The sequence below is a fragment of the Mesorhizobium sp. NZP2298 genome, assembly GCF_013170825.1.
Classification (GTDB): Bacteria; Pseudomonadota; Alphaproteobacteria; order Rhizobiales; family Rhizobiaceae; genus Mesorhizobium.
On record NZ_CP033365.1, the window covers coordinates 2,009,945 to 2,032,060 of the forward strand.

General features: G+C 63.0%; 24 protein-coding genes and 1 tRNA gene. 12 read left to right on the forward strand and 13 right to left on the reverse strand.

Annotation, left to right across the window (positions count from 1 at the left end):
- Positions 1–12: 12 nt before the first annotated feature.
- The 4 genes from cdd to EB231_RS09735 form a co-directional block, all read right to left on the reverse strand.
- Positions 13–405 carry a cytidine deaminase gene (gene cdd / locus EB231_RS09720; RefSeq protein WP_172348614.1) on the reverse strand — a complete coding sequence of 131 codons (393 nt, stop codon included), beginning with the start codon at positions 403–405 and terminating at the stop codon, positions 13–15.
- A gap of 167 nt (positions 406–572) precedes the next feature.
- On the reverse strand, positions 573–1,643 hold the full coding sequence (locus EB231_RS09725) for an ABC transporter permease (protein ID WP_172348615.1): 1,071 nt from the start codon (positions 1,641–1,643) through the stop codon (positions 573–575).
- A gap of 1 nt (position 1,644) precedes the next feature.
- Entirely contained in the window at positions 1,645–2,784 is a 1,140-nt protein-coding gene (locus tag EB231_RS09730) for an ABC transporter permease (protein WP_172348616.1), read from the reverse strand.
- The gene (locus EB231_RS09735) at positions 2,781–4,313 is read right to left on the reverse strand and encodes an ABC transporter ATP-binding protein (RefSeq protein WP_172348617.1); all 1,533 of its coding nucleotides are present in this window, start codon (positions 4,311–4,313) and stop codon (positions 2,781–2,783) included. The genes EB231_RS09730 and EB231_RS09735 overlap by 4 nt, the downstream gene beginning before the upstream one ends.
- Before the next feature lie 216 nt (positions 4,314–4,529).
- On the opposite strand from EB231_RS09735, the gene EB231_RS09740 reads away from it, so the two are divergent.
- Positions 4,530–4,739, forward strand: coding sequence for a SlyX family protein (locus EB231_RS09740; protein WP_172348618.1), 210 nt, complete (start codon positions 4,530–4,532; stop codon positions 4,737–4,739).
- Positions 4,740–4,756: 17 nt separating this feature from the next.
- Positions 4,757–5,143 (forward strand): hypothetical protein, encoded by a 387-nt coding sequence (locus EB231_RS09745; protein WP_172348619.1) that lies wholly within the window; start codon positions 4,757–4,759, stop codon positions 5,141–5,143.
- Here the strand turns inward: EB231_RS09745 and EB231_RS09750 are convergent.
- From EB231_RS09750 to EB231_RS09770, 5 genes are all read right to left on the reverse strand, one after another.
- The gene (locus tag EB231_RS09750; protein ID WP_246740905.1) at positions 5,138–5,578 is read right to left on the reverse strand and encodes a GNAT family N-acetyltransferase; all 441 of its coding nucleotides are present in this window, start codon (positions 5,576–5,578) and stop codon (positions 5,138–5,140) included. The genes EB231_RS09745 and EB231_RS09750 overlap by 6 nt on opposite strands.
- 108 nt (positions 5,579–5,686) lie before the next feature.
- Positions 5,687–6,676: a BMP family lipoprotein gene (locus EB231_RS09755; protein WP_056577707.1), complete on the reverse strand. Its 990-nt coding sequence runs from the start codon at positions 6,674–6,676 to the stop codon at positions 5,687–5,689.
- 337 nt (positions 6,677–7,013) lie between these two features.
- On the reverse strand, positions 7,014–7,676 hold the full coding sequence (msrA, locus tag EB231_RS09760; RefSeq protein ID WP_172348621.1) for a peptide-methionine (S)-S-oxide reductase MsrA: 663 nt from the start codon (positions 7,674–7,676) through the stop codon (positions 7,014–7,016).
- A gap of 40 nt (positions 7,677–7,716) precedes the next feature.
- The gene (locus EB231_RS09765) at positions 7,717–8,040 is read right to left on the reverse strand and encodes a hypothetical protein (protein WP_172348622.1); all 324 of its coding nucleotides are present in this window, start codon (positions 8,038–8,040) and stop codon (positions 7,717–7,719) included.
- A gap of 131 nt (positions 8,041–8,171) precedes the next feature.
- The gene (locus EB231_RS09770) at positions 8,172–8,855 is read right to left on the reverse strand and encodes a hypothetical protein (RefSeq protein ID WP_246740906.1); all 684 of its coding nucleotides are present in this window, start codon (positions 8,853–8,855) and stop codon (positions 8,172–8,174) included.
- 404 nt (positions 8,856–9,259) lie between these two features.
- On the opposite strand from EB231_RS09770, the gene EB231_RS09775 reads away from it, so the two are divergent.
- Positions 9,260–9,349 (forward strand) — tRNA-Ser (locus EB231_RS09775).
- Positions 9,350–9,850: 501 nt separating this feature from the next.
- On the opposite strand, the gene EB231_RS09780 is transcribed toward EB231_RS09775, so the two are convergent.
- Positions 9,851–10,246, reverse strand: a complete 396-nt coding sequence (locus EB231_RS09780) for an ArsR/SmtB family transcription factor (RefSeq protein ID WP_172348623.1) — start codon at positions 10,244–10,246, stop codon at positions 9,851–9,853.
- 646 nt (positions 10,247–10,892) lie between these two features.
- On the opposite strand from EB231_RS09780, the gene EB231_RS09785 reads away from it, so the two are divergent.
- On the forward strand, positions 10,893–11,195 hold the full coding sequence (locus EB231_RS09785; protein WP_172348624.1) for a DUF982 domain-containing protein: 303 nt from the start codon (positions 10,893–10,895) through the stop codon (positions 11,193–11,195).
- 156 nt (positions 11,196–11,351) lie between these two features.
- Here the strand turns inward: EB231_RS09785 and EB231_RS09790 are convergent, their stop codons facing one another.
- Both EB231_RS09790 and EB231_RS09795 read right to left on the reverse strand, forming a co-directional pair.
- The gene (locus EB231_RS09790) at positions 11,352–11,549 is read right to left on the reverse strand and encodes a hypothetical protein (protein ID WP_172348625.1); all 198 of its coding nucleotides are present in this window, start codon (positions 11,547–11,549) and stop codon (positions 11,352–11,354) included.
- 153 nt (positions 11,550–11,702) lie between these two features.
- A complete protein-coding gene (locus EB231_RS09795) occupies positions 11,703–11,939 on the reverse strand; it encodes a DUF6894 family protein (protein ID WP_140771976.1) in 237 nt (78 codons plus the stop codon).
- A 219-nt stretch (positions 11,940–12,158) separates the two neighbouring features.
- On the opposite strand from EB231_RS09795, the gene EB231_RS09800 reads away from it, so the two are divergent.
- Positions 12,159–12,878 carry a Crp/Fnr family transcriptional regulator gene (locus EB231_RS09800; protein WP_172348626.1) on the forward strand — a complete coding sequence of 240 codons (720 nt, stop codon included), beginning with the start codon at positions 12,159–12,161 and terminating at the stop codon, positions 12,876–12,878.
- 160 nt (positions 12,879–13,038) lie between these two features.
- On the opposite strand, the gene EB231_RS09805 is transcribed toward EB231_RS09800, so the two are convergent.
- Positions 13,039–13,536, reverse strand: a complete 498-nt coding sequence (locus tag EB231_RS09805) for a YciE/YciF ferroxidase family protein (protein ID WP_172348627.1) — start codon at positions 13,534–13,536, stop codon at positions 13,039–13,041.
- Positions 13,537–13,907: 371 nt separating this feature from the next.
- Here EB231_RS09805 and kdpF point away from each other — a divergent pair, with 371 nt between their 5' ends.
- The 7 genes from kdpF to EB231_RS09840 are packed head-to-tail and all read left to right on the forward strand — an operon-like array spanning position 13,908 to position 22,102.
- A complete protein-coding gene (kdpF, locus tag EB231_RS09810; protein ID WP_032918612.1) occupies positions 13,908–13,997 on the forward strand; it encodes a K(+)-transporting ATPase subunit F in 90 nt (29 codons plus the stop codon).
- Positions 13,998–14,031: 34 nt separating this feature from the next.
- Positions 14,032–15,735 carry a potassium-transporting ATPase subunit KdpA gene (gene kdpA / locus EB231_RS09815; protein WP_172348628.1) on the forward strand — a complete coding sequence of 568 codons (1,704 nt, stop codon included), beginning with the start codon at positions 14,032–14,034 and terminating at the stop codon, positions 15,733–15,735.
- A gap of 7 nt (positions 15,736–15,742) precedes the next feature.
- Positions 15,743–15,958, forward strand: a complete 216-nt coding sequence (locus EB231_RS09820; RefSeq protein ID WP_172348629.1) for a hypothetical protein — start codon at positions 15,743–15,745, stop codon at positions 15,956–15,958.
- The gene (kdpB, locus tag EB231_RS09825; RefSeq protein WP_172348630.1) at positions 15,955–18,048 is read left to right on the forward strand and encodes a potassium-transporting ATPase subunit KdpB; all 2,094 of its coding nucleotides are present in this window, start codon (positions 15,955–15,957) and stop codon (positions 18,046–18,048) included. The genes EB231_RS09820 and kdpB overlap by 4 nt, the downstream gene beginning before the upstream one ends.
- An 11-nt stretch (positions 18,049–18,059) precedes the next feature.
- A complete protein-coding gene (gene kdpC / locus EB231_RS09830; RefSeq protein ID WP_172348631.1) occupies positions 18,060–18,626 on the forward strand; it encodes a potassium-transporting ATPase subunit KdpC in 567 nt (188 codons plus the stop codon).
- Positions 18,627–18,683: 57 nt separating this feature from the next.
- Positions 18,684–21,413, forward strand: a complete 2,730-nt coding sequence (locus EB231_RS09835) for a sensor histidine kinase (RefSeq protein WP_172348632.1) — start codon at positions 18,684–18,686, stop codon at positions 21,411–21,413.
- Positions 21,413–22,102, forward strand: a complete 690-nt coding sequence (locus tag EB231_RS09840) for a response regulator transcription factor (RefSeq protein WP_172348633.1) — start codon at positions 21,413–21,415, stop codon at positions 22,100–22,102. Before EB231_RS09835 ends, EB231_RS09840 begins: the two co-directional genes overlap by 1 nt.
- Positions 22,103–22,116: the final 14 nt, after the last annotated feature.

The following is a 22,116-nucleotide window of genomic DNA, read 5'->3' on the forward strand; positions in this document are numbered from 1 at the left end:
GCAGCCAGCCCGTCATTTCAAGATATCGCCGCGAAAACCATAGGGCAGCATGTCGCCCATGGTCACGGTCTCGACGACGCCGGTATTGTCGCAGAGGTAGAGTTTTGTGTCCGGCCGGCAGAACTCGGCCAGCCGCTGGCGGCAGCCGCCGCAAGGCGAGCATTTGGCCATGCGTTCGGCAAGGACGGCGATTTCGACGATCTTGCCGCCGCCAGCCATGACGTAGTGGCCAAGCGCTGTCGTCTCGGCGCACCAGCCCTCCGGGTAGGAGGCAACCTCGATGTTGGCGCCGGTGAAGACGCGTCCGTCCTCGGTGCGCAAGGCGGCACCCACCGGAAATTTCGAATAGGGCGCATAGGCCTTGGCCATGGCGGTTCTGGCCGCTTCGAACAGATCATGCGACATTTCAGTTGTTCTCTCCGATGATCGTGTCCAAAAGCCGGCGCGTCCTTGCGCCGTGCCGCCGCTCCCTAAAGCGCGTCGCGTCGAAACGGATTCATGCGACGCGCTTCAACTCTTTGTCTTATGCATGTCGTTCTCCCAAAACCGAGGTCACTTTTGGGCGACATGCACTAGCGTTCCTTGACGTAGGGCACGCCGCCGGCACGTGGCGGGATTGCCTTGCCGATGAAGCCGGCGAGCAGGATGACGGTGAGGATATAGGGCAGCGCCTGCATGAACTGCACGGGCACCTTGCCGATGATCGGCAGCGGCGAGCCCTGCAGGCGGATTGCCGCGGCATCGAGGAAGCCGAACAGCAGGCAGGCGAACATGGCGTTGACCGGCTTCCATTTGGCAAAGATCAGCGCGGCGAGCGCGATGTAGCCCTTGCCGGCGGTCATGTCCTTCACGAAGCCGCCATTCTGCACCATCGACAGATAGGCGCCGGCGACGCCGGTCAGGATGCCGGTGCAGATCAGCGCGCGATAGCGCAGCCAGGCGACCGAGATGCCGGCGGTGTCGACGGCGGCCGGGTTCTCGCCGACGGCGCGCAGCCTGAGGCCGAAGCGGGTGCGAAACAGCACCCACCAGGTGAACGGCACCATCGCGAAGGCGAAATAGACGAGGATGGAATGACCAAGCACAAGCTCGGCGAACACCGGGCCGAAGCCGGGGATCCTGGCGAGCGCATCGAACAGCAGCGCCGGCAGATAAAGGATGAGCCCGCGTATCGAAGCCAGGACATCGGTGAGGCTTGCGGTGTTGAAGCTGTAGGTGGACAAGAAGTTCGAGATCACATCAGCCGTTATCGATTCAAACCGTTCGCCCGGCTGCAGGGCCGGGGTGCGCCCGCCTTGCTGGAACCAGGCCTGGCCCAGGATGATGGTCGATCCGGCGGCGATGAAGTTGATTGCCACGCCGGACACGATCTGGTTGCCGCGATGGGTGATGGAGGCGAAGCCGTGCACCATGGCGAAGGCGACCGAGATCAGGATGGCCATGCCAAGGCCGAGAAAGGCCGAGTGGAAGACCGAGGCCGCGGCCGCCCCGGCGAAGGCGCCGACCAGCATCTTGCCTTCCAGGCCGATGTCGAAGATGCCGGATCGCTCGGAGAAGAGGCCGGCAAGGCAGGCGAGCAACAGCGGCACCGAAAGGCGGATGGTGGAGTCGAGGACCTGGACGACAGCGTTGAGAAGATCCATCTCAGGCACCCTTTCCCTTGACCGCTTCCATGCCGACCGACCGCGGACTGAACGAGGCGAACAGCGCCTGGATATAGGGCCTGAACATGTGTTCGAGCGCGCCGGCGAACAGGATCACCAGCCCCTGGATGATGACGATCATGTCGCGGCTGATCGCCGGCATCTCGAAGGCGAGTTCGGCGCCGCCCTGATAGAGCATGCCGAACAGGATCGCCGCCAGCACGATGCCGACCGGATGCAGGCGCCCCATCAGCGCCACGGCAATGCCGACGAAACCGGCGCCGGAGACGAAGTCGATGGCGACATTGTGCTGGTCGCCCATCACCGGATTGAGCGCCATCATGCCGGCCAGCGCGCCCGAGATCATCATCGCGGTGATGATGATGCGGGTTTCCGAGATGCCGGCATAGCGCGCCGCCTTGGGGCTGTGGCCATAGGTGCGCATCTCGTAGCCGAGCCTGGTGCGCCAGATCAGCAGCCAGACCAGGAAGGCCATGACCAGCGCCAGCAGGAAGGTGACGTTGAGCGGTGCCGAACGGATCTTGGCGCCGAACAGTTCGATGATCCAGTTGAGCTTCGGCAGTTCGGCGCCGGCGAGGAAGTTGCGGGTTTGCGGGGCTTGCGACCCGGCCGGCTTCAACGGCCCGACCAGCAGGTAGACCATGATCGAGGCGGCGATGAAGTTGAACATGATGGTGGTGATGACGATGTGCGAGCCGCGCCTGGCCTGCAGATAGGCGGGGATCAGCGCCCACAAGGCGCCCACCAGCGCCGACGCGGCGATGGCCAGCGGGAAGGTCAGCCACCAGGGCAGCACGCTGTCGAAGGACAGGCAGACGATGGCGATGCCGAGACCGGCAATGTAGGCCTGTCCCTCGGTGCCGATGTTGAAGAGGCCGCAATGCGCCGCCACCGCCACCGAAAGCCCGGTGAAGATGAAGGTGGTGGCATAGAACAGGGTGAAGGCGATGCCTGTCCCCTTGCCGAAGGCACCCTCGACCAGGATGACGGCGGCACGGAACGGATTCTCGCCGACCAGAAGCACGACGAAGCCGGCGACGATGAAGGCCACAGACAGGTTGATCAGCGGGATCAGCCCATAATCGGCCCAGGCCGGCAATTTGGCGTAAGGCGTGCTCAAAGGGCGGCCTCCTGGCGCTCGACACCCGCCATCAGCAGGCCAAGCTCGCCCTCGGTCGCCTCCGGACCGCGCTCGCCGACGATGCGGCCGGCAAACATCACCAGGATGCGGTCGGAGAGCGAGCGGATCTCGTCGAGCTCGACCGACACAACCAGCACCGCCTTGCCCTGGTCGCGCATGGCGATCAGGCGCTTGTGGATGAATTCGATGGCGCCGACATCGACGCCGCGCGTCGGCTGGCCGACGATCAGCACGCCGGGATCCTGTTCGATCTCCCGCGCCAGCACGATCTTCTGTTGGTTGCCGCCGGAGAAATTGGCGGTCTTCAGGCGCGGATTGGCCGGACGGATATCGTATTTCTCGATCTTGTCCCTGGCATCGGCCATGATGGCATCGACGTTGAGGAACGGCCCTTTGAGATAGCGGGGGTCGTCGTGATAGCCGAGGATCGAATTCTCGTGCTCCTCGAAGGCCAGCACCAGGCCGACATGGTGGCGATCCTCCGGCACGTGGGCCAGCCCCCGGTCGCGCAGTTCGCCCGGATCGGCCGCCCCGGTCAGGTCGATCGGCTTGCCGTCGAGCAGGACCGAGCCGGAAACGGCACGCCTGATTCCGGAAATCGCCTCCAGCAGTTCGGATTGACCATTGCCGGCGACACCGGCAATGCCGACGATCTCCCCGGCGCGCACGTCGAAGGAGATGTCGTCGACCATCGTGACGCCGCGCGTATCCTTGACCGTCAGCTTCTCGACCGCGAGCTTGACGGCACCGGCTTGCGCCTCGCCCTTCTCGACCCTCAAGAGCACGCGCCGACCGACCATCAGTTCGGCCAGTTCCTCGACAGTGGTCTTCTTCGTCTCCCTGGTCGCCACCATCGTGCCCTGGCGCATCACCGACACGGTGTCGGTGATGGCCATGATCTCGCGCAGCTTGTGGGTGATCAGCACCACCGTCTTGCCCTGTTCCTTCAGCTGCCTGAGGATGCGGAAGAGGTGGTCGGCCTCGGCTGGCGTCAACACGCCCGTCGGCTCGTCGAGGATCAGGATCTCGGCGCCGCGGTAGAGTGCCTTGAGGATCTCGACGCGCTGCTGCAGGCCGACCGGCAGTTCCTCGATGATGGCGTCTGGATCGACCTCCAGCCCGTATTCGCGCTCCAGCCGCTCCAGCTCCGAACGCGCCTTGGCGATGCTGGTCTTGAGGAGCGCATCGTTCTCGGCGCCGAGGATGATGTTTTCCAGCACCGAGAAGTTGTCGACCAGCATGAAATGCTGGTGCACCATGCCGATGCCGAGCGCGATGGCGTCATTCGGCGTCTTGATCGAAGCCGGCTTGCCGCCGACGCGGATCTCGCCGCTGTCGGCCTGGTAGAAGCCGTAGAGGATCGACATCAGCGTCGACTTGCCGGCGCCGTTCTCGCCGACAATGCCGTGGATGGTGCCGCGCGCGATCTCCAGATTGATGTCGCGGTTGGCGCGAACCGCGCCGAAACTCTTGTTGATGCCAATCAGTTCGATTGCCGCTTGCACCATGCAGCCTTGTCCCACTCTTATTTTTTTATCGCTTGGTCAAAATGCCTAGCATGACGCTCCGCTCATGCCAATTGGCCCGAGCAGAGCCCACTCTCGACAAATCCCCGCGCGCTTGTCAATTTCGAACGTGGCCGACGCTCTCACATTCGCTAATATGGCGAAGCCGATTTGACATTTGTGGCGCAAGGCATCGCGGTACAGAACTGGGGACTTTGCATGACCATGCCCGCCGACCGGCTGACGACGCTGGAAATCCGCGCCGCAGAGCAGGAGAAGACCATCGAGGAATTGTCGGGCCAGATCGCCGAGCAGTGGGCGGTGATCGAGCGCATGCAGCGCAAGCTTGACGCCCTGACCGAGCGCTTCCTGGCGTTGGAGGAACAGGCGGCGCCCGACGTGCCCGTGACCAAGCCGCCGCACTGGTAGGGGAGGGGGCGGGAGCCATGGCCAGTGAAAGCGATCGTATCGCACGGGCCGGCGACTATGTGCTCGGCTTGATGAACGATGCCGAGCGTGAACGGGCAGAGCGCGATCTGGAGATCGATCCTGCCTTCCGCGACACGGTGGTGCGGCTTGCCGAACGCATGCATGTCTTCGACCGCGCCCCGCCGTCGGGCGGCCACGATCGGTGGCGGCTGATCTCGCAACGCATTGCCGAACTGCCGCAGATGCGCGGCCATGACGAGGCAAAACCTTCGGCGGTGATCCGCAGGCTGGAGCGCAGGCCTTACGGCGTTGGCGTTCATTCGCTTGGCGGCCGGCGCGGCACCGTCATCGCCATCGTGCTGATCGCGGTCTTCGCGCTCGGCTATCTGATGGGCCAATTATAGGCCGAGTTCGCGCGCCATCAGCAGCATTGGGTGACCGTCCTGCTCGAGCGCCTCGACCACTACCCAGCCGAGCCCTGCGTAGAAATCACGCGCTTCCCAGGTATAGAGGTAGAGCCTCTCCACGCCGATCGACGCCGCATGCGCTTCGATGGCCGCGACCAGCGCGCGACCGATTCCCTTGTTGCGGTGGTCATGATCGACGACCAATCCGGCCAGCCATGGCGTCAGCTCATGCGCGGGTTCCAACTCGTGGCGAACCAGCAGGCAGGTCCCGACCGCAATGCCGCCGATCCGGGCGACAAGCCCCGCCTCGAAGCCGTTCCCGGCCAGCAGCATGCCGAGCCCGGCGGTGTCCTCGTCCGGTGTCCTTGCGCTGCCCTCGAAAAATGCGGCAGCACGCAATCGTACCACCGCCTCGACGTCGTGCTCGGTCATGGGTTCTATGATCGGCGTCACTCTTGCCTCGGTGCGTCGTCCGTCAGGATCTTCCAAATAAAAAACCGCCGGGACAAGCCCGGCGGTTCGCAAATTGGTGTTTGCCGATCAATATGGGCAGGCGTTGTCGGCCGTATAGTCGTGCACCTGGATCTTGCCGGCGATGATGTCGGCCTTGGCCTTTTCGACGGCGGCCTTCATCTCGTCGGTCACCAGCGCCTTGTTGTTGTCGTCCATGGCATAATCGACGCCGCCTTCCTTGAGGCCGAGGTTCTCGAGGCCGCCCTTGAAGGTGCCGTTCTTGCCGTCCATGAAGGCGGTGTAGACGGCAACGTCGACGCGCTTCATCATCGAGGTCAGCACCTTGCCGGGCTGCAGGCCGTTCTGGTTGGAATCGACGCCGATGCCGAGTTTGCCGGCATCAGCCGCCGCCTGCAGCACGCCGACGCCGGTGCCGCCAGCTGCGGCATAGACCACGTCGGAGCCCTGGTCGATCTGCGTCTTGGCGATTTCACCGCCCTTGGCCGGATCGTTCCAGGCAGCAGGCGTGTCGCCGGTCATGTTCTGGATGACTTCGGTCGCGCCGGCGGCCTTGGCACCGCCGACATAGCCGCATTCGAACTTGCGGATCAGCGGGATGTCCATGCCGCCGATGAAGGAGACCTTCTTGGACTTCGATGCCATCGCGGCCATGATGCCGACGAGGTAGGAGCCTTCGTTCTCCTTGAACACCAGCGAGCGGACATTGGGCAGGTCGACGGCATCGTCGATGATGGCGAAGTTGAGATCGGGGTATTCGGCCGCGACCTTCTTCAGCGCGTCCTCCCAGGCGAAGCCGGCCATGACGATCGGGTTGTGGCCGTCCTCGGCGAAGCGGCGCAGCGCCTGCTCGCGCTGCGAGGCGTTGGACACCTCGAACTCGACATAGGGCGTGCCGGTCTCGGTCTTGAACTTCTCGGCGCCATGGTAGGCTGCCTCGTTGAAGGATTTGTCGAACTTGCCGCCCAGATCATAGAGGATGGCCGGCTGGACATCGGCGGCGAAAGCCGGAAGAACCATTGCGGTTGCGGCCAGGAGGCCGAGAACGATACGTTTCATGTGATCCACACCCTGTCGGTTATTTTTCCGTTACGCCCCGCTTGCCCGCCCGGTTCTGCGGCAGGCACGCGACGTCAGCCAGGAGTGTATTTCCTCCCGCTCGGCGGCAATCTGGCACGGCCCGAAACAAAATTCACGCGGAATTTTGACCTTTTGGAAAAGCGTGCCGCGGGCAGGCCGTGCCGCAGTCCGATCCTTGCGCGATAGAGTGGTTCGTCGTTTCACGGATATGCCGAAGCGCTCTAACTTCTTGTTTCGACGCAATTCCTGTTGGCAAAGCGCCATGCGCTTTCCCCGGGAAAACCGCTTCGCACTTTTCCTGGAATTTCTCTGGCCGTCAGGAGGTGGCGGACGGCACGGCGCAGGCGATGCCGGTGCCCTTGAGGTTGCAGTAGCCGTGAGGGTTTTTCGCCAGATATTGCTGATGGTCGGCTTCGGCGAAATAGAAGGCGGGCGCCGGCGCGATCTCGGTGGTGATACCGCCGTGGCCGGCACTCCGCAGCGAGGCCTGGTAGGCCTCGCGCGAAGCGCGCGCCGCCTGGAATTGCGCATCGCCCGATGTATAGATCGCGGAGCGGTAGACGGTACCGACATCATTGCCCTGGCGCATGCCTTGGGTCGGGTCGTGGCTTTCCCAGAACAGCCGCAGAAGGTCGGCATAGGAGACGGTTTCCGGGTCGAAGACGACCAGCACCACTTCGGCATGGCCGGTCAGGCCGGTGCAGGTTTCCTGATAGGTCGGGTTGGGCGTGATGCCGCCGGCATAGCCGACAGCCGTGACCCAGACACCTTCGGTCTGCCAGAACAGGCGCTCTGCGCCCCAGAAGCAGCCGAGCCCGAACATCGCCGTCTCAAGCCCATCGGGATAGGGGCCCTTGAGCGGCCGTTTCGAAACAAAGTGCCTGGGCGCGGTCGCGATCGACCTGGCGCGGCCGGGCAGCGCCTCGGACGGCTTCGGCAGATTGAGTTTCCGGTTCAGCATGTCGCTCAGAAAGAACATTCGTGGCCTTCCTTCCCTTGGCAGGATGCAAAGAAATCGATCAATTGTCGGCGAATTGGCCTGTGCGCCGCTGGCGCTTGTAGCCGATGGCGTAAAGCAGGAAGGCCAGCACCGCGAACACGGCAAAGCCCGGCTGGTTGAGCACCCAGGCGACGGCGCCATCCCACAGAAGCGGGCCGGCCTTGGCGCGGACAAAGGTTTCGAATGCCGCCCGCGTGTCCGGCGAGACGGCCAGCCAGCTGGCGTTGAGCGGGGTCAGCACAAGGGCCGAAGCCGCCACCGTGCGCGTCGTGTCGAGCACCGCCATGATGACGGAGACCGACAGCGCGACCATGGCGGCAAGACGAAAAATGAAGCGAAACATCAAGCTCTCCCCCGACCGATCCCAGACGCTTTCCCTGGGATCTCCGGCACATGTCCCGAAACGAGAAATAGAATGCGCGCGACGTGGCCGCAACCGCGATACGCGAATTTGAAGGCTTGGGCCTGCCGCCCCTACGCCATCGGCTTGCGTCCGCGCCGGTGAACGAACCAGACCGCGAGAATACCGCCGCCGATCGCGCCGATAACCAGCCCGGCCAGGCCGATGAAGGCGGCGAAATAGCCGCAGCCGCCCTCGAAGCAACTGACCTCGGCGACCTTGGCGATCACGGAACCGGCGAAGAAGCCGCCCAGGGCGCCGACAACGGCGCCGAGGATGATGCCGAGCAAGGCGGCGACAATCGAAACGAAGACCGGCGGTGCCTCGGTTTGCGGCTTGGCATAAACGGTCTCGGCGCCGGAGCCGCGGCGCAGCAGGTAGATGCAAAGCAGGCCGATGCCGATCTCGATGGCGGTGATGCTCAGGCCCCTGGCGGAGAAGACGAAATCCGGCACGGTAAGCACATAGGCCTGCCTTGCCAGCAGCCAGACGATGATGGCGACCTGCCAGATGGTGAAATGGCGTGGGAAACGCCCGGAACGGCCGAAGGCAAGGCCAAGCAGATAAAGCCCCCACAGGATGGTGATGACATTGGCGACGAGCCCGCCAAGGAGGAAATAGAAGATCTTGTCCGGCAGGCCGGAATTTCCGACCAGCCACCAGGCCGACGCCAAGCCATAGACCGACCAGGCCATGACGAAGATGAGCCAGCCCACGGGGACGTAGGACAGGTCGTTGCCCGGGCGCCCGGCCGGCATTCGTCCACTGCCCGGTTGCTCACCTGATGTCATGTCCGGACGATGCCCCCCGCAAAGCCTCTGCTTCACTCGACAGGCGCCCGGCGGCGAAGTCAAGCACGGCCGGCCCCGCTGGCTTGCCTGTGCACATCATTCGCGGCGCGGGCGCCTCGAAAGACGGGGGCGACAGCGGCCTTGCGAAACACCATGTGGCCAGCAAAGCGAATAGACCGCCGTTATGGCTTGGCATTCGGCGCGGGATCGACTAGATGAGCCCCGCGCCTGTTGCTTTGACGGCTCAGGTGCCTGGGAAGGATGTCCGCTGGTTGGGCGGCGTCCACGGCGCGGACATTCCGCACCGAAACCCCGAGGGAGAGCATCTCCCCAACCCGCGCGGCGAAACCGGCCGGCGCGAAGGCAAGGACGGAGAGGTGGCCGAGTGGTTGAAGGCGCACGCCTGGAAAGTGTGTTTACGGGAGACCGTAACGCGGGTTCGAATCCCGCTCTCTCCGCCAAATCACAGGAACTTCGAGCCGTGGCCGTTGGACGTAAGCGGTGTTTCGCCCCCACCAAAAGATACGAGCTTCGCTGTGAATGATCGGCACTGCGAGCGCGCCCTTTGGGAATTCCAGGCATTGCCTTCGGCGGGAAATCTGCGCCAACCGCGGTGAAGCCGCCAGCATGCAAGCATCAATGCGCAGCCCAAAACGCAAAAAGCCTGCCGGTCGGAGCCAGCGGGCCTTCGATGCTTTGCTTTCGGCGATCAACCAACCGGCAGTGTGATTGAAGGGCCCGATGCAGCAGTGACGATCGAAAGGCGGTCCCGTTTCGTGAGCAAGGGCTTTTCGTAGACTCTCTTCGTTCCTAGAATTCCTTCGACGTCGGTGAAATTGCCTGCGCCGCTACCGCCGCCAAACGCTCACGTTTGGTCAGGATTGGCTTCTCGTAAGCTTTCTTCATGGGAATCCCCCGGTTACCCCTCAAGCCGGCAACGTGCCTTGCGCCAACCAAAATTGTCAACCCAGCGGATTTGAGGCTGCCCCAGGAAGCATGTCATTTCGGGCCAGATCATCCAGCAGCCGGATGACAGCCTTGGCGTCTTCCGACTTGCAGGAATAGTAATGCCAAGTGCCTTCGGCGCGGCATTCCACAATCCCGTGTTCCACAAGCACGCTGAGATGTTTTGAAAGGGTGGTCTGGCTGCCGCCCACCCGGGAGACCAGGTCGGTCACAGTTCTTTCCTGATCCACCAAATGAATAACTATCAACAGGCGCTTGTCCTGCGCCAGGACAGCAACCCACCGCGCCGCGACGCCTGCCTGCTTGCGGAGCGTAAGGCGCTTGGCCGGCCGCCACCGCAGAGCGGGGTTTGCCCTGATTTCCGCAAGTCTTTGCCTGACGTATGAGGCCATTTTTATGTCCCTGTCCGCAGCGGAGCAAAATCGTTGCCCCGGCTTCGCGAGTCAACAGGCGTCAAAAAGGCCCACTGCCGGATAGGTAATGGCAGCGGGCCAGGGTCTAAGTGCTGGGATCAACCAGCACAGATCAACGAGCTGCCGCGGAGTTGGTTGCGACTACCACCGCAACCCAACAAGCCGAATCGGCTATTCCCCTTCCGGCATGCAGGCCTATGTCTCCACAGTCCTATTCAGCCTGAGCGTCGTTCATGCCTGCTCCGCGCCGTCCAATAGAATACGCAACAATTCATTGCGCTGATCGCGCTGGCGATATGGTTTGCGGCCAAGAATTGGCTACCTGAACAGATGATGCGAGGTGCTACCCCCGCAGTGCGCGCCAGGTCCAGTACGCAGTGACAAGCGACGCCACATACCCGTGACGCCCAGCGCGCCAAGGCCATATGAGTTTCCATCTGATCGCCCCAGCAGCACCCCCATGCTGGATGACCCTGCGTTCCCACGCGCGCTGGTCTGCGACTTCCGGACTCGACGGGCAACTCTTGGCCCGGAACCTCTTGGCCCTCCGCGCGTTTCACGGCGTCCCATTCGAGGACCAGCCCGGATATCTCTCCTGGCGCTGCGACAATCAGGAGCCCGCTTCATGCACGACAAGCTGTTTCATTCACCGGTCGCACTGACCGTCGGCCTCGGCTTCAAGCGCGAGATTGCCTCGTTGGCCGAAATGCACGATTTCCTGACCAATTGGACGACCTCGCGCCGCGGTCCCCTCCATCGCAATGCCGTCGAGGCGTGCGGCCTCGCGCTGGAAGGCTGCATCACCAGGGATGAGGCGCGCCATGCGCTCGTCGAATTCGCGAAAGCCGCTGGCATCCTCTGGCCGGAGATCGAGCCGGTCATCGTGGCGCGCGCCGTCGCGCGCGGCTACGGCGGCTACGCCGCCTGAGTTTGAGGCCACCTTCGTCATGGTGGCCAGTTCCGTATCGAGCACCATGAAAAAAGCCCGGCTTGGCCCTCCCGAGCCGGGCTTTCGCCTTTGCCGCGCGAAGATCGCAAAGATCACAGCTATTTACCGGTAATGTCGCGCGGCGCCTTTGAGGCATTAGCCTTTCGAATGTGCGTCCCGGCGCGTCGGCTTGGGCCTCCCCGGATCAGGCCCCGGCGCTGACTGCGCCGCAAGACGCAATTCTCTCAGCCTGGCTGTCTTTGCCTCGCGAGCCGCGCGCTCGGCGTCAATCACGATCTGCGCTTCACGCTTGGCGCGCTCGTCACGCTGGGTGTCGACTTTTGCACGGACCATGTGCTGCTACCTCCATCCCACGGGGCGTTGGTTCGGAACAATCGCCGCCTCCATCATCTCCCGGCTCCGCATGGTGCGGCGTTGCGGCAAGGGGCGCGATTACAAATGATGGTCGGTACGCTTTTTGCCATCGATGCCTGAAGCGAGGAGCTGTCAGTCACACCAACCGGACGAGACGACGAGCGACGCCTCGAAGATCTGGCGTCCGCCCTCGTCGCGTACCTTGACCGTGATGGCGGTGTGGTCGTTCTCGATGATCTCGTCACGGACGATGTCAGGCAGAATGCGGATTGCCTCGCGCCGCATGCGCTCGCGCGTTTCGAAGACCTGGCCGTCGTCATCCACCGTGAGGCCGTCGCCATTGTAAAGGTCAAGATAATATCGAGGCATGATGGGCTGGACCTCAGACTGATGAAATGGCGAGATATTCAACCGACAATTCGCAGACTAGACAGTTGTTCCATCAGCGGCGGCATTTGCTGTGGAACAAGCAGCTCTAACAAATGTTAATGCCTATCAGCGGCCAAAGGCTTAGTGCATCCCGAGCCGCCTTTGCTCCCGACAGAACACATGGCGATGGCTTCCGAAGCCCTTTCGCGGGAGATTGCGGTGCTTGAATCCCTCTACCTCAACCTGGGCCAGCATGACGCGCTGACAGATGCCGAGAAGGCGCTTCTCGCCGGCGCCATGACCTTCGAGCGGCATTTCGCCACCGGCCAGGATATCGTGGCTTCCGGGTCGCGGCCGACCTATTCGACGCTGATCCTCGACGGGCTGGCGGCGCGCTACAAGGTGCTGGAGGATGGCGGCCGGCAGTTCACCTCGCTGCAGGTGCCCGGTGACTTCGTCGATCTCCATGCCTTCCTGCTGAAGACGATGGATCACGGCATCGTCGCGCTGTCGCCTTGCCATGTCATGTTCGCCGACCACAGCCGGCTTCGCGCCATCACCGAGCAGGCGCCGCACCTGACACGGCTGCTATGGCTGGACACGCTAGTGGACGGCGCCATCCACCGCGAATGGATCGTCGCCATGGGGCGGCGCTCCAAGACCTCGCATCTGGCCCATCTCGTCTGTGAGCTTTTCGTGCGGCTGCAGGTGGTGCAGCGGACCAACGGGATGAGCTTCCATCTGCCGCTCTCGCAAGCAGAGATGGCCGACGTGCTTGGCCTGTCCGTGGTGCACATGAACCGGGTCATCGGCGCCCTGCGAAAGGTCGGCGTTGTCAACTGGGCAAACCACACGGTGACCATTCTCGACTGGCACCGGCTGCAGGAAATCGCCGAGTTCGATCCGACCTACCTCAGCATGATGCGGGAACCGCGCTAAGGTATGTTGATATTCAGGTGAGGCCGGCCTGCAAAGGATGGCTTTCGGCGACCCCGGTGCCCACGTACTTCAAGTACGCTCCGCTCCGGTTCTCGAAAACCACCGCTTTCGGCGCGGCCTAACCTTGAATCTCGCACGCCTTAGGAGCTGCTTTGCAGATCTATGCTGCTTCTGCCGCGACGTTGACCGCCGACTCAGCGATCTGCGTCAACGCTTCATCAGTCGCCTTCTCTTCCTTGAGTGTCGCTTCGAGGAGTGTCACGGCCTCGTTCAAGCCGAGTTCACCGGCCCACGTCCTCAGCGTGCCATAGCGTGAGATCTCATAGTGCTCGACCGCTTGCGCGGCGGCCAGCAGGCCGGCATCGAGCGCGGGCGATCCCTTGTACTCCTCCATGATTTCGGCGCCTTCCTCGGTGATACCCATGATGGCCGCACAGGTCTTGCCGGCCGGCTTCTTGCCGATGACGCCGAAGACTTTCTCCAGCCTCGCAACATGGCCCTCGGTTTCGGTGCGGTGCTTTTCAAAGGCGGCCTTCAATTCGGTGCTCTGCGCGGCCTTGGCCATTTTCGGCAGTGTCGCCAATATCTTTTTTTCGGCGAAATAGATGTCTTTCAGCGTGTCGTGAAAGAGGTCGTCGAGCATTTTCTGTTTTGCCATTGTCATCTCCTTTGGTGGGGCCCTCAGGTCGACAATCTCGCATCGGCGGATTTGTTCCGCCTGATCTGCGTCCGGCAAAATCTTTATAAAATTCCTATTTCTTTCCGCCCCGCGCCGTCTCGACCCTTTATGGCGATCGGGTCCATATTCTCCAGGAGACACACAGCTCGGCCACGATCATCTATCGTGACGGAGCGTTTTTATATGGTTTGCGCCTGTCGACTCCAGGCGTAGAGTAGAAAACACAAATAAAACGAAGATAAGGAACATCCACGATGGATATCGTCGTTCTCGGGATAGGGGTTTTATTTTTTGCCCTCTCCTTCGCTTACATCAAAGCCTGTGACATTCTTTAGCCGGAGGACCGCAACATGCTTCTCGACTATATCCTCGGCGGCGGTGTGACCTTGTTCCTGCTCGCCTACCTGACATACGCCCTCGTTCGCCCAGAACGCTTCTGACGGCAACTGGTGCAAGGCACGGAAAGCTACTTCAATGACTCTCAACGGATGGCTACAGATCCTCCTCTACTGCGTGATACTCGTTCTGCTGGTGAAGCCGCTCGGCGGCTACATGTACCGCGTTTTCAACGGCGACCGCACATTTCTCTCACCGGTTCTTGGCCCCCTCGAACGGGGTCTCTATCGCATTTCGGGGACCAGCGAGCGCGAAGAGCAGCACTGGACCACTTACGCGGCAGGCATCATGTTCTTCAGCCTGGCCAGTTTCCTCGTGCTCTATTTCCTGCAGCGGCTGCAGGGCGTGTTGCCCTATAATCCGGCCGGCATGACGGCCGTCGAACCCAATCTCGCCTTCAACACCGCCGTCAGCTTCCCGACCAACACCAACTGGCAGAACTACGGCGGCGAAAGCACGATGTCCTACCTCGTGCAGATGGCCGGCCTGACCGTGCAGAATTTCATGTCCGCGGCGGTCGGCATCGCCATCGCGGTGGCGCTGGTCCGCGGCTTTGCCCGGCATTCGGTCAAGTCGATCGGCAATTTCTGGGTCGATATCACGCGCTGCACGCTCTACATCCTCTTGCCGGCCTGCATCGTGCTCACCCTTGTCTATGTCTGGCTCGGCGTGCCACAGACGCTTGGGTCCTATGTCGACGCCACGACGCTCGAGGGCGCGAAGCAGACGATCGCGGTCGGCCCTGTCGCCTCGCAGCTCGCCATCAAGATGCTCGGCACCAATGGCGGTGGCTTCTTCAACGCCAATTCGGCGCATCCTTTCGAAAACCCCGACGCGATCTCCAATTTCATCCAGATGGTCACGATCTTCGCCCTCGGCGCCGCGCTGACCAATGTGTTCGGCCGCATGGTCGGCAACCAGCGCCAGGGTTGGGCGATCCTGGCCGCGATGGGTGTCCTGTTCGTCGGCGGCGTCGCCATCTGCTATTGGGCCGAAGCCGCCGGCAATCCCCTTGTCCATGCGCTTGGCATCGACGGCGGCAACATGGAAGGCAAGGAGACCCGTTTCGGCATCGCCATGTCGGCACTGTTCGCCGTCATCACGACGGCTGCCTCCTGCGGCGCGGTCAACGCCATGCATGACTCGTTCACCGCGCTCGGAGGCCTGATCCCGATGATCAACATGCAGCTCGGCGAGGTCATCGTCGGCGGTGTCGGCGCCGGTTTCTACGGCATCATGATGTTCATCGTCGTCGCCGTCTTCGTTGCCGGCCTGATGGTCGGCCGCACGCCCGAATATCTCGGCAAGAAGATCGAGGCCAAGGAGGTCAAGATGGCCATGCTGGCCATCTTGTGCCTGCCGCTGGCGATGCTGATCTTCACGGCCATCGCGGTCGTTCTGCCGACCGGCGTCGCCTCCATGGCCAATGGCGGGCCGCATGGCTTCTCGGAGGTGCTCTATGCCTACACCTCGGCGGCGGCGAACAACGGCTCGGCCTTTGGCGGTCTCTCCGGCAACACGCCCTGGTACAACATAACGCTCGGCATCACCATGCTGATGGGCCGCTTCCTGGTCATCATCCCCGCGCTTGCCATCGCCGGCTCGCTGGTGGCGAAGAAGACGGTTCCGGCCTCCGCCGGCACCTTCCCGACCGACGGTCCGCTGTTCGTCGGGCTGCTGGTCGGCGTCATCCTGATCGTCGTCGGCCTCACCTTCTTCCCGGCGCTGGCGATTGGCCCGATCGTCGAACACCTGGCCATGGTCCATGGGCAGACCTTCTGAGACCGCCATGTCCTGGTTCAACCTCATGCGACGCAACGTTGAGCGTCGGACCGAAAGGGAGGGGGAGACAATCCCCCCTCCTTTCCCGACCGTGTCCACATTCCTCGGCATTGCGGCAGTCATGATCGTCATCTGGCTGCTGGTCTATGGGCCGCCGCATCTTCCTTCGGCATCCGATCGATCGGTGCCTGCCAACAACATCGATACTGGAGCCAACAAATGAGCCAGTCCAAATCCGCTAGCATCATGGATGCCAGCATCCTGTGGCCCGCCATCGGCGGGGCCTTCAGGAAACTCAACCCGCGTACCCTGATCAGGAACCCGGTGATGTTCGTCGTCGCCGTCGTCTCGGCTCTGACGACCATCCTGTTCATCAGGGACCTGATCACCGGTAGTGGCGATTTCAAGTTCACGCTGCAGATCATCATCTGGCTGTGGTTCACCGTGCTGTTCGCCAATTTCGCCGAAGCCGTCGCCGAAGGCCGCGGCAAGGCGCAAGCCGACTCGCTGCGCAAGGCTCGCACCGAGACCCAGGCCAAGCTTTTGACCGGTGAGGATCGCACGAAATACAAGCTGGTGCCCGGCACCAGCCTGAAAGTCGGCGATGCCGTGCTGGTCGAGGCCGGCGACATCATCCCGTCGGACGGCGAGGTGGTCGAAGGCGTCGCCTCGGTCAACGAGGCGGCGATAACGGGCGAATCCGCACCGGTCATCCGCGAATCCGGTGGTGACCGTTCGGCGGTGACCGGCGGCACGCAGGTGCTGTCCGACTGGATCCGGGTGCGTATCACCGCGGCATCGGGCCACACCTTCCTCGACCGCATGATCTCGCTGGTCGAAGGCGCCGAGCGCCAGAAGACGCCGAACGAGATCGCGCTCAACATCCTGCTGGTCGGCATGACGCTGATCTTCGTGCTGGCCACGGCGACCATCCCGAGCTTTGCCTCCTATTCGGGCGGCTATATCTCGGTGACCGTGCTCGTCGCGCTGTTCGTCACCCTGATCCCGACCACGATCGGCGCGCTGCTGTCGGCGATCGGCATCGCCGGCATGGACCGTCTGGTGCGCTTCAACGTGCTCGCCATGTCGGGCCGCGCCGTCGAGGCGGCGGGCGACGTCGACACGCTGCTGCTCGACAAGACCGGAACCATCACGCTCGGCAACCGCCAGGCGACGGAATTCCGTCCGGTCAAGGGCGTCACCGAGCAGGAACTCGCCGACGCGGCGCAACTCGCCTCGCTCGCCGACGAAACGCCGGAAGGCCGCTCGATCGTCGTGCTGGCCAAGGAGAAATACGGCATCCGCGCCCGTGATATGGCAACGCTGCACGCAACCTTCGTTCCCTTCACCGCGCAGACCCGCATGAGTGGCGTCGACGTCGACGGCTCGTCGGTGCGCAAGGGTGCCGTCGATTCCGTGCTTGCCCATGTCAACCAGTCGACGGTCGCCGCCCACGGCACGCGTCCAAGCAGCGATTCCGTGCGGGATCTCCAGGCGGTCGCCGACGAGATTGCCAAGTCCGGCGGCACGCCGCTGGCGGTCGAGCGTGACGGACGCTTGCTCGGCGTCGTCCATCTCAAGGACATCGTCAAGGGCGGCATCAGCGAGCGCTTCACGGAGCTGCGCCGCATGGGCATCCGCACGGTGATGATCACCGGCGACAATCCGCTGACGGCGGCCGCGATCGCGGCGGAAGCCGGCGTCGACGACTTCCTTGCCCAGGCGACGCCCGAGGACAAGCTGAAGCTGATCCGCGACGAACAGGCCAAGGGCAAGCTGGTCGCCATGTGCGGCGACGGCACCAACGATGCGCCGGCCCTTGCCCAGGCCGACGTCGGCGTCGCCATGAACACCGGCACGGTTGCCGCGCGCGAAGCCGGCAACATGATCGATCTCGACAGCGACCCGACCAAGCTCATCGAGATCGTCGAGATCGGCAAGGCTCTGCTGATGACGCGCGGCTCGCTGACGACCTTCTCGATCGCCAACGACGTGGCCAAGTATTTTGCCATCATCCCGGCAATGTTCGCCGTCTTCTACGTCGCGCCGGGGCAGACCACCGGCCCGCTGCAGGCGCTCAACATCATGCATCTGGCGACGCCGCAGAGCGCCATCCTGTCGGCCATTATCTTCAACGCGCTCATCATCATCGCGCTGATCCCGCTGTCGCTGCGCGGCGTCAAATACCGGGCGATCGGCGCTGGCGCGCTGCTCAGCCGCAACCTCCTGGTTTACGGTCTCGGCGGCATCATTGTCCCCTTCGTCGGCATCAAGGCGATCGATTTGATCGTCACCGCCCTCGGCCTTGCTTAAGGATTACGTTCATGCTCACCCAGATAAGACCCGCGATCATCATGATCGTCTTCTTCACGGTCCTGACCGGCCTGATCTATCCGATCGGCATGACCGGCATTGCGCAGGCGCTGTTCCCCCGCCAGGCCAATGGCAGCCTGATCGAGAAGGACGGCAAGGTCATCGGCTCCGAACTGATCGGCCAGGGCTTCGCCAGCGACAAGTATTTCCATGGCCGGATTTCGGCGGCCGGCAGCAACGGCTACGACGCCACGGCGTCGGGCGGCACCAATCTCGGCCCGACCAATCCCAAGCTGATCGACCGCATCAAGGGCGACGCCGAGAAGCTGAAGGCGGAGAATCCGAACCAGCCTGTTCCGATGAATCTGGTGACGTCATCGGGCAGCGGCCTCGATCCCCATATCAGCCCTGAAGCCGCCTATTTCCAGGTCGCTCGGGTGGCCAAGGCCAGGGGCGTCGATGAAGCCAAGATCAAGGCGCTTGTCGACGGCCAGGTCGAGGGCAGGGAACTCGGCTTCATGGGAGAGCCGGTGGTCAACGTGCTGGCGCTCAACATCGCGCTGGACGCCGCTAAATAGTTGATGGCGAGGTCCGGGGATCGACAGCATCCCCGGGCCTCTCCATGATTGATCCCGATGCCGGAAGACCGAAGCAACGAAAACAGACCTTCCCCCGACGCGCTGCTCGAGCATGCCGAGCGGGAGGGGCGCGGCCGTCTGCGGATATTCCTTGGTGCAGCCCCGGGTGTCGGCAAGACCTACGAAATGCTGATGTCGGGCCGCGCCAGGCTGGCCGACGGCATCGATGTGGTGATCGGCGTCGTCGAGACACACGGCCGCAAGGAAACACAGGCCCTGGTCGAGGGCTACGAAGTCATCCCCCGCCGCAAGGTCGACTACAAGGGGCGCATGCTCGACGAGATGGATATCGACGCCATCCTCGCGCGACGCCCGGCGCTGGTTCTCGTCGATGAACTCGCCCATACCAACGCGCCCGGCAGCCGTCACCCCAAGCGCTACCTCGACGTCCAGGAGATCCTGGCGCGAGGCATCGACGTCTACACGACGCTCAACATCCAGCATGTCGAAAGCCTGAATGATGTCGTGGCGCAGATCACGCGGGTCAGGGTGCGTGAAACGGTTCCCGATTCCATCATCGACCAGGCCGATGACGTCGAAATCATCGATCTGACGCCCGACGACCTGATCAAGCGGCTGGAGGAGGGCAAGGTCTATTTCCCCAACACCGCGCAGCGCGCCGTCGAGAATTATTTCTCGTCAGGCAATCTGACGGCACTGCGGGAACTGGCGCTGCGCCGCACGGCCCAGCGTGTCGACGAGCAATTGCTCAATCACATGCAGTCCCATGCCATCCAAGGTCCCTGGGCCGCGGGGGAGAGGGTGCTCGTCTGCGTCGACGCAAGACCGGGCGGCGCGGCCCGCATTCGCTACGCACGCAGGCTGGCCGACCGGCTTCGTGCGCCATGGACGGCGCTTCATGTCGATACGCCTCGCTCGGCCGGCATGTCCGAGGAAGACAAGGACCGGCTCGCCACGCTCCTGCGCCTTGCCGAGCAGCTTGGCGCCGAGGTGACGACCATTCCGGGCCAGAATGTCGCGCAGGACATTGTGCGCCACGCGACGGCGAACAATTTCACCCATATCGTGGTGGGCAGGCCGACGCGGTCGCGTTGGCGCGAACTGATCGAGGGCTCACTCACCTATGATCTCATCCGCAATGCCGGCGATATCAGCGTCCATGTCATTTCAGGGACCGAGCGCAATACCGAGGCGACGTCGAGAAGCCTCCGGACGGTGGACGAGCAGCAGCAGTTCCAGATCTGGCCCTATCTGAAGGCTACGGCCTATGTTGCCGGCTCGCTCGCCTTCGCCGCCCTGCTCGACCAGTTTCTCGACGTGCGCAATCTCGCGATCATCTTTCTCATTGCCGTGCTGGCATCGGCGGTCACCGGCGGGCTGTGGCCGGCTTTGTACGCGTGTCTCGCCAGCGCCCTTGCCTTCAACTATTTTTTCCTGGAGCCGCGCTACACGCTGACGATCCGGGATCCGGAAAGCATTGTCGCACTTGCGGTCTTCCTGGTTGTTGCCGTAATCGCCAGCAATCTGACGGCGCGCGTGCAGCGCCAGGCCGTCGCCGCCCGCTCGCGTGCGCGGGCCACCGAGGACATCTACCTCTTTTCCAAGAAGCTCGCCGGTGCCGGCACGCTCGACGACGTCCTGTGGGCAACCGCTTTCCAGATCGCCTCGATGCTCAAGCTGCGGGTGGTGTTGCTTCTGCCCGAAGACGGCACCATCACCGTCAAGGCCGGCTATCCGCCCGACGACACGCTGGCCGAGGCCGACATTGCGGCTGCCCGCTGGGCCTGGGAGCACAACCGTGCCGCCGGGCGCGGCGCCGACACGCTGCCTGGCGCCAAGCGCCTCTACCTCCCCTTGCGCACGGGGCGCACCGCGATCGGTGTCGTCGGCCTCGACAATGACAAGCAGGGCCCGCTGCTGACGCCCGAGCAACAGCGCCTGCTCGACGCGCTGGCTGATCAGGCGGCGGTGGCGATCGAACGCATCCAGCTCGTCGCCGATGTCGATCGCGCCAAGCTCGCCGCCGAAGCCGACCGGCTGCGCTCGGCTTTGCTGACTTCGATTTCGCATGATCTGAAAACGCCGCTCTCAGCCATCATGGGGGCGGCCGGCACGCTCAAGGAATTCGCGCCCGATCTGCCCGAGCAGGACCGGGCGGAGCTTCTGTCGACGGTGATCGACGAATCGGAGCGGCTGAACCGCTTCATCGCCAACCTGCTTGACATGACCAAGATCGAATCCGGTGCGATGGAGCCGAATTACGCTCTCCATTATGTCGGCGATATCGCCGGCACGGCGCTCAACCGCGCCCGCAAGATCACCAGCGAACACAAGATCGAGGTCGATATTCCATCCGATCTGCCGATGCTGAAGCTCGATCCCGTGCTGTTCGAACAGGTTCTGTTCAATCTTCTCGACAATGCTTCGAAATATTCCCCGCCCGGCTCGACAATCCGCGTGCGGGGATGGGCAGACAATGGGTCCGTCATCGTGCAGATCATGGATGAGGGACCGGGCATCCCGGCGCAGGACCTGGAACGCGTCTTCGACACTTTTTATCGGGTGCGCAAGGGTGACCAGGTGCGCGCCGGCACCGGGCTTGGCCTATCGATCTGTCGTGGCTTCGTCGAATCGATGGGTGGCACGATCTCGGCCGCGAACCGGACCGACCGTCCCGGTGCCGCTTTCACCATCAGGATGCCGGTGCCGGCGGAAGTACGCGATGCCGACAATCGTGGCGAAGAGACCAGCGTGGATCAGCCGTGATGACCAACTCGAATGTCAGGATACTGGTTGTCGATGACGAGCCGCCGATCCGCAAACTGCTGCGCGTTGGCCTCGGCAGCCAGGGCTATGCGGTCAGCGAGGCGCCGAACGCCAAGGCGGCGATCGAGCTGATGGAACAGGAAAAGCCGGACCTGGTGCTGCTCGACCTCGGCCTGCCCGGCATGAGTGGCCATGAGCTCCTGCGCAAATGGCGTGACGACGGCCTCGACATTCCCGTCGTCATCCTCTCCAGCCGCACCGACGAGGCCGGCATCGTCAATGCGCTCGAACTCGGCGCCGACGATTATGTCACCAAGCCGTTCGGCATGAACGAACTGGTGGCGCGCATCCGCGTGGCGCTGCGGCACAAGTTCCAGCAGCAGGGCGAGAAGCCTGTCTTCCAGAGCGGCGACCTCAGCGTCGATCTGGTCAAGCGCATCGTCAAGGTCGAAGGCAAGGAGATAAAACTCTCGCCGAAGGAATACGACATACTGCGCATCCTGGTGCAGCATGCCGGCAAGGTGCTGACCCATCATTTCATCCTGAAGCAGATCTGGGGCGACTCGACCGACGTGCAATATCTCAGGGTCTATGTCAGGCAGCTCAGGCAGAAGATCGAGAAGACCCCCGACCAGCCGCACCACATCACCACCGAGACCGGTGTCGGCTACCGGTTGCGTGTCGACTGAGACAGCCTCATCGA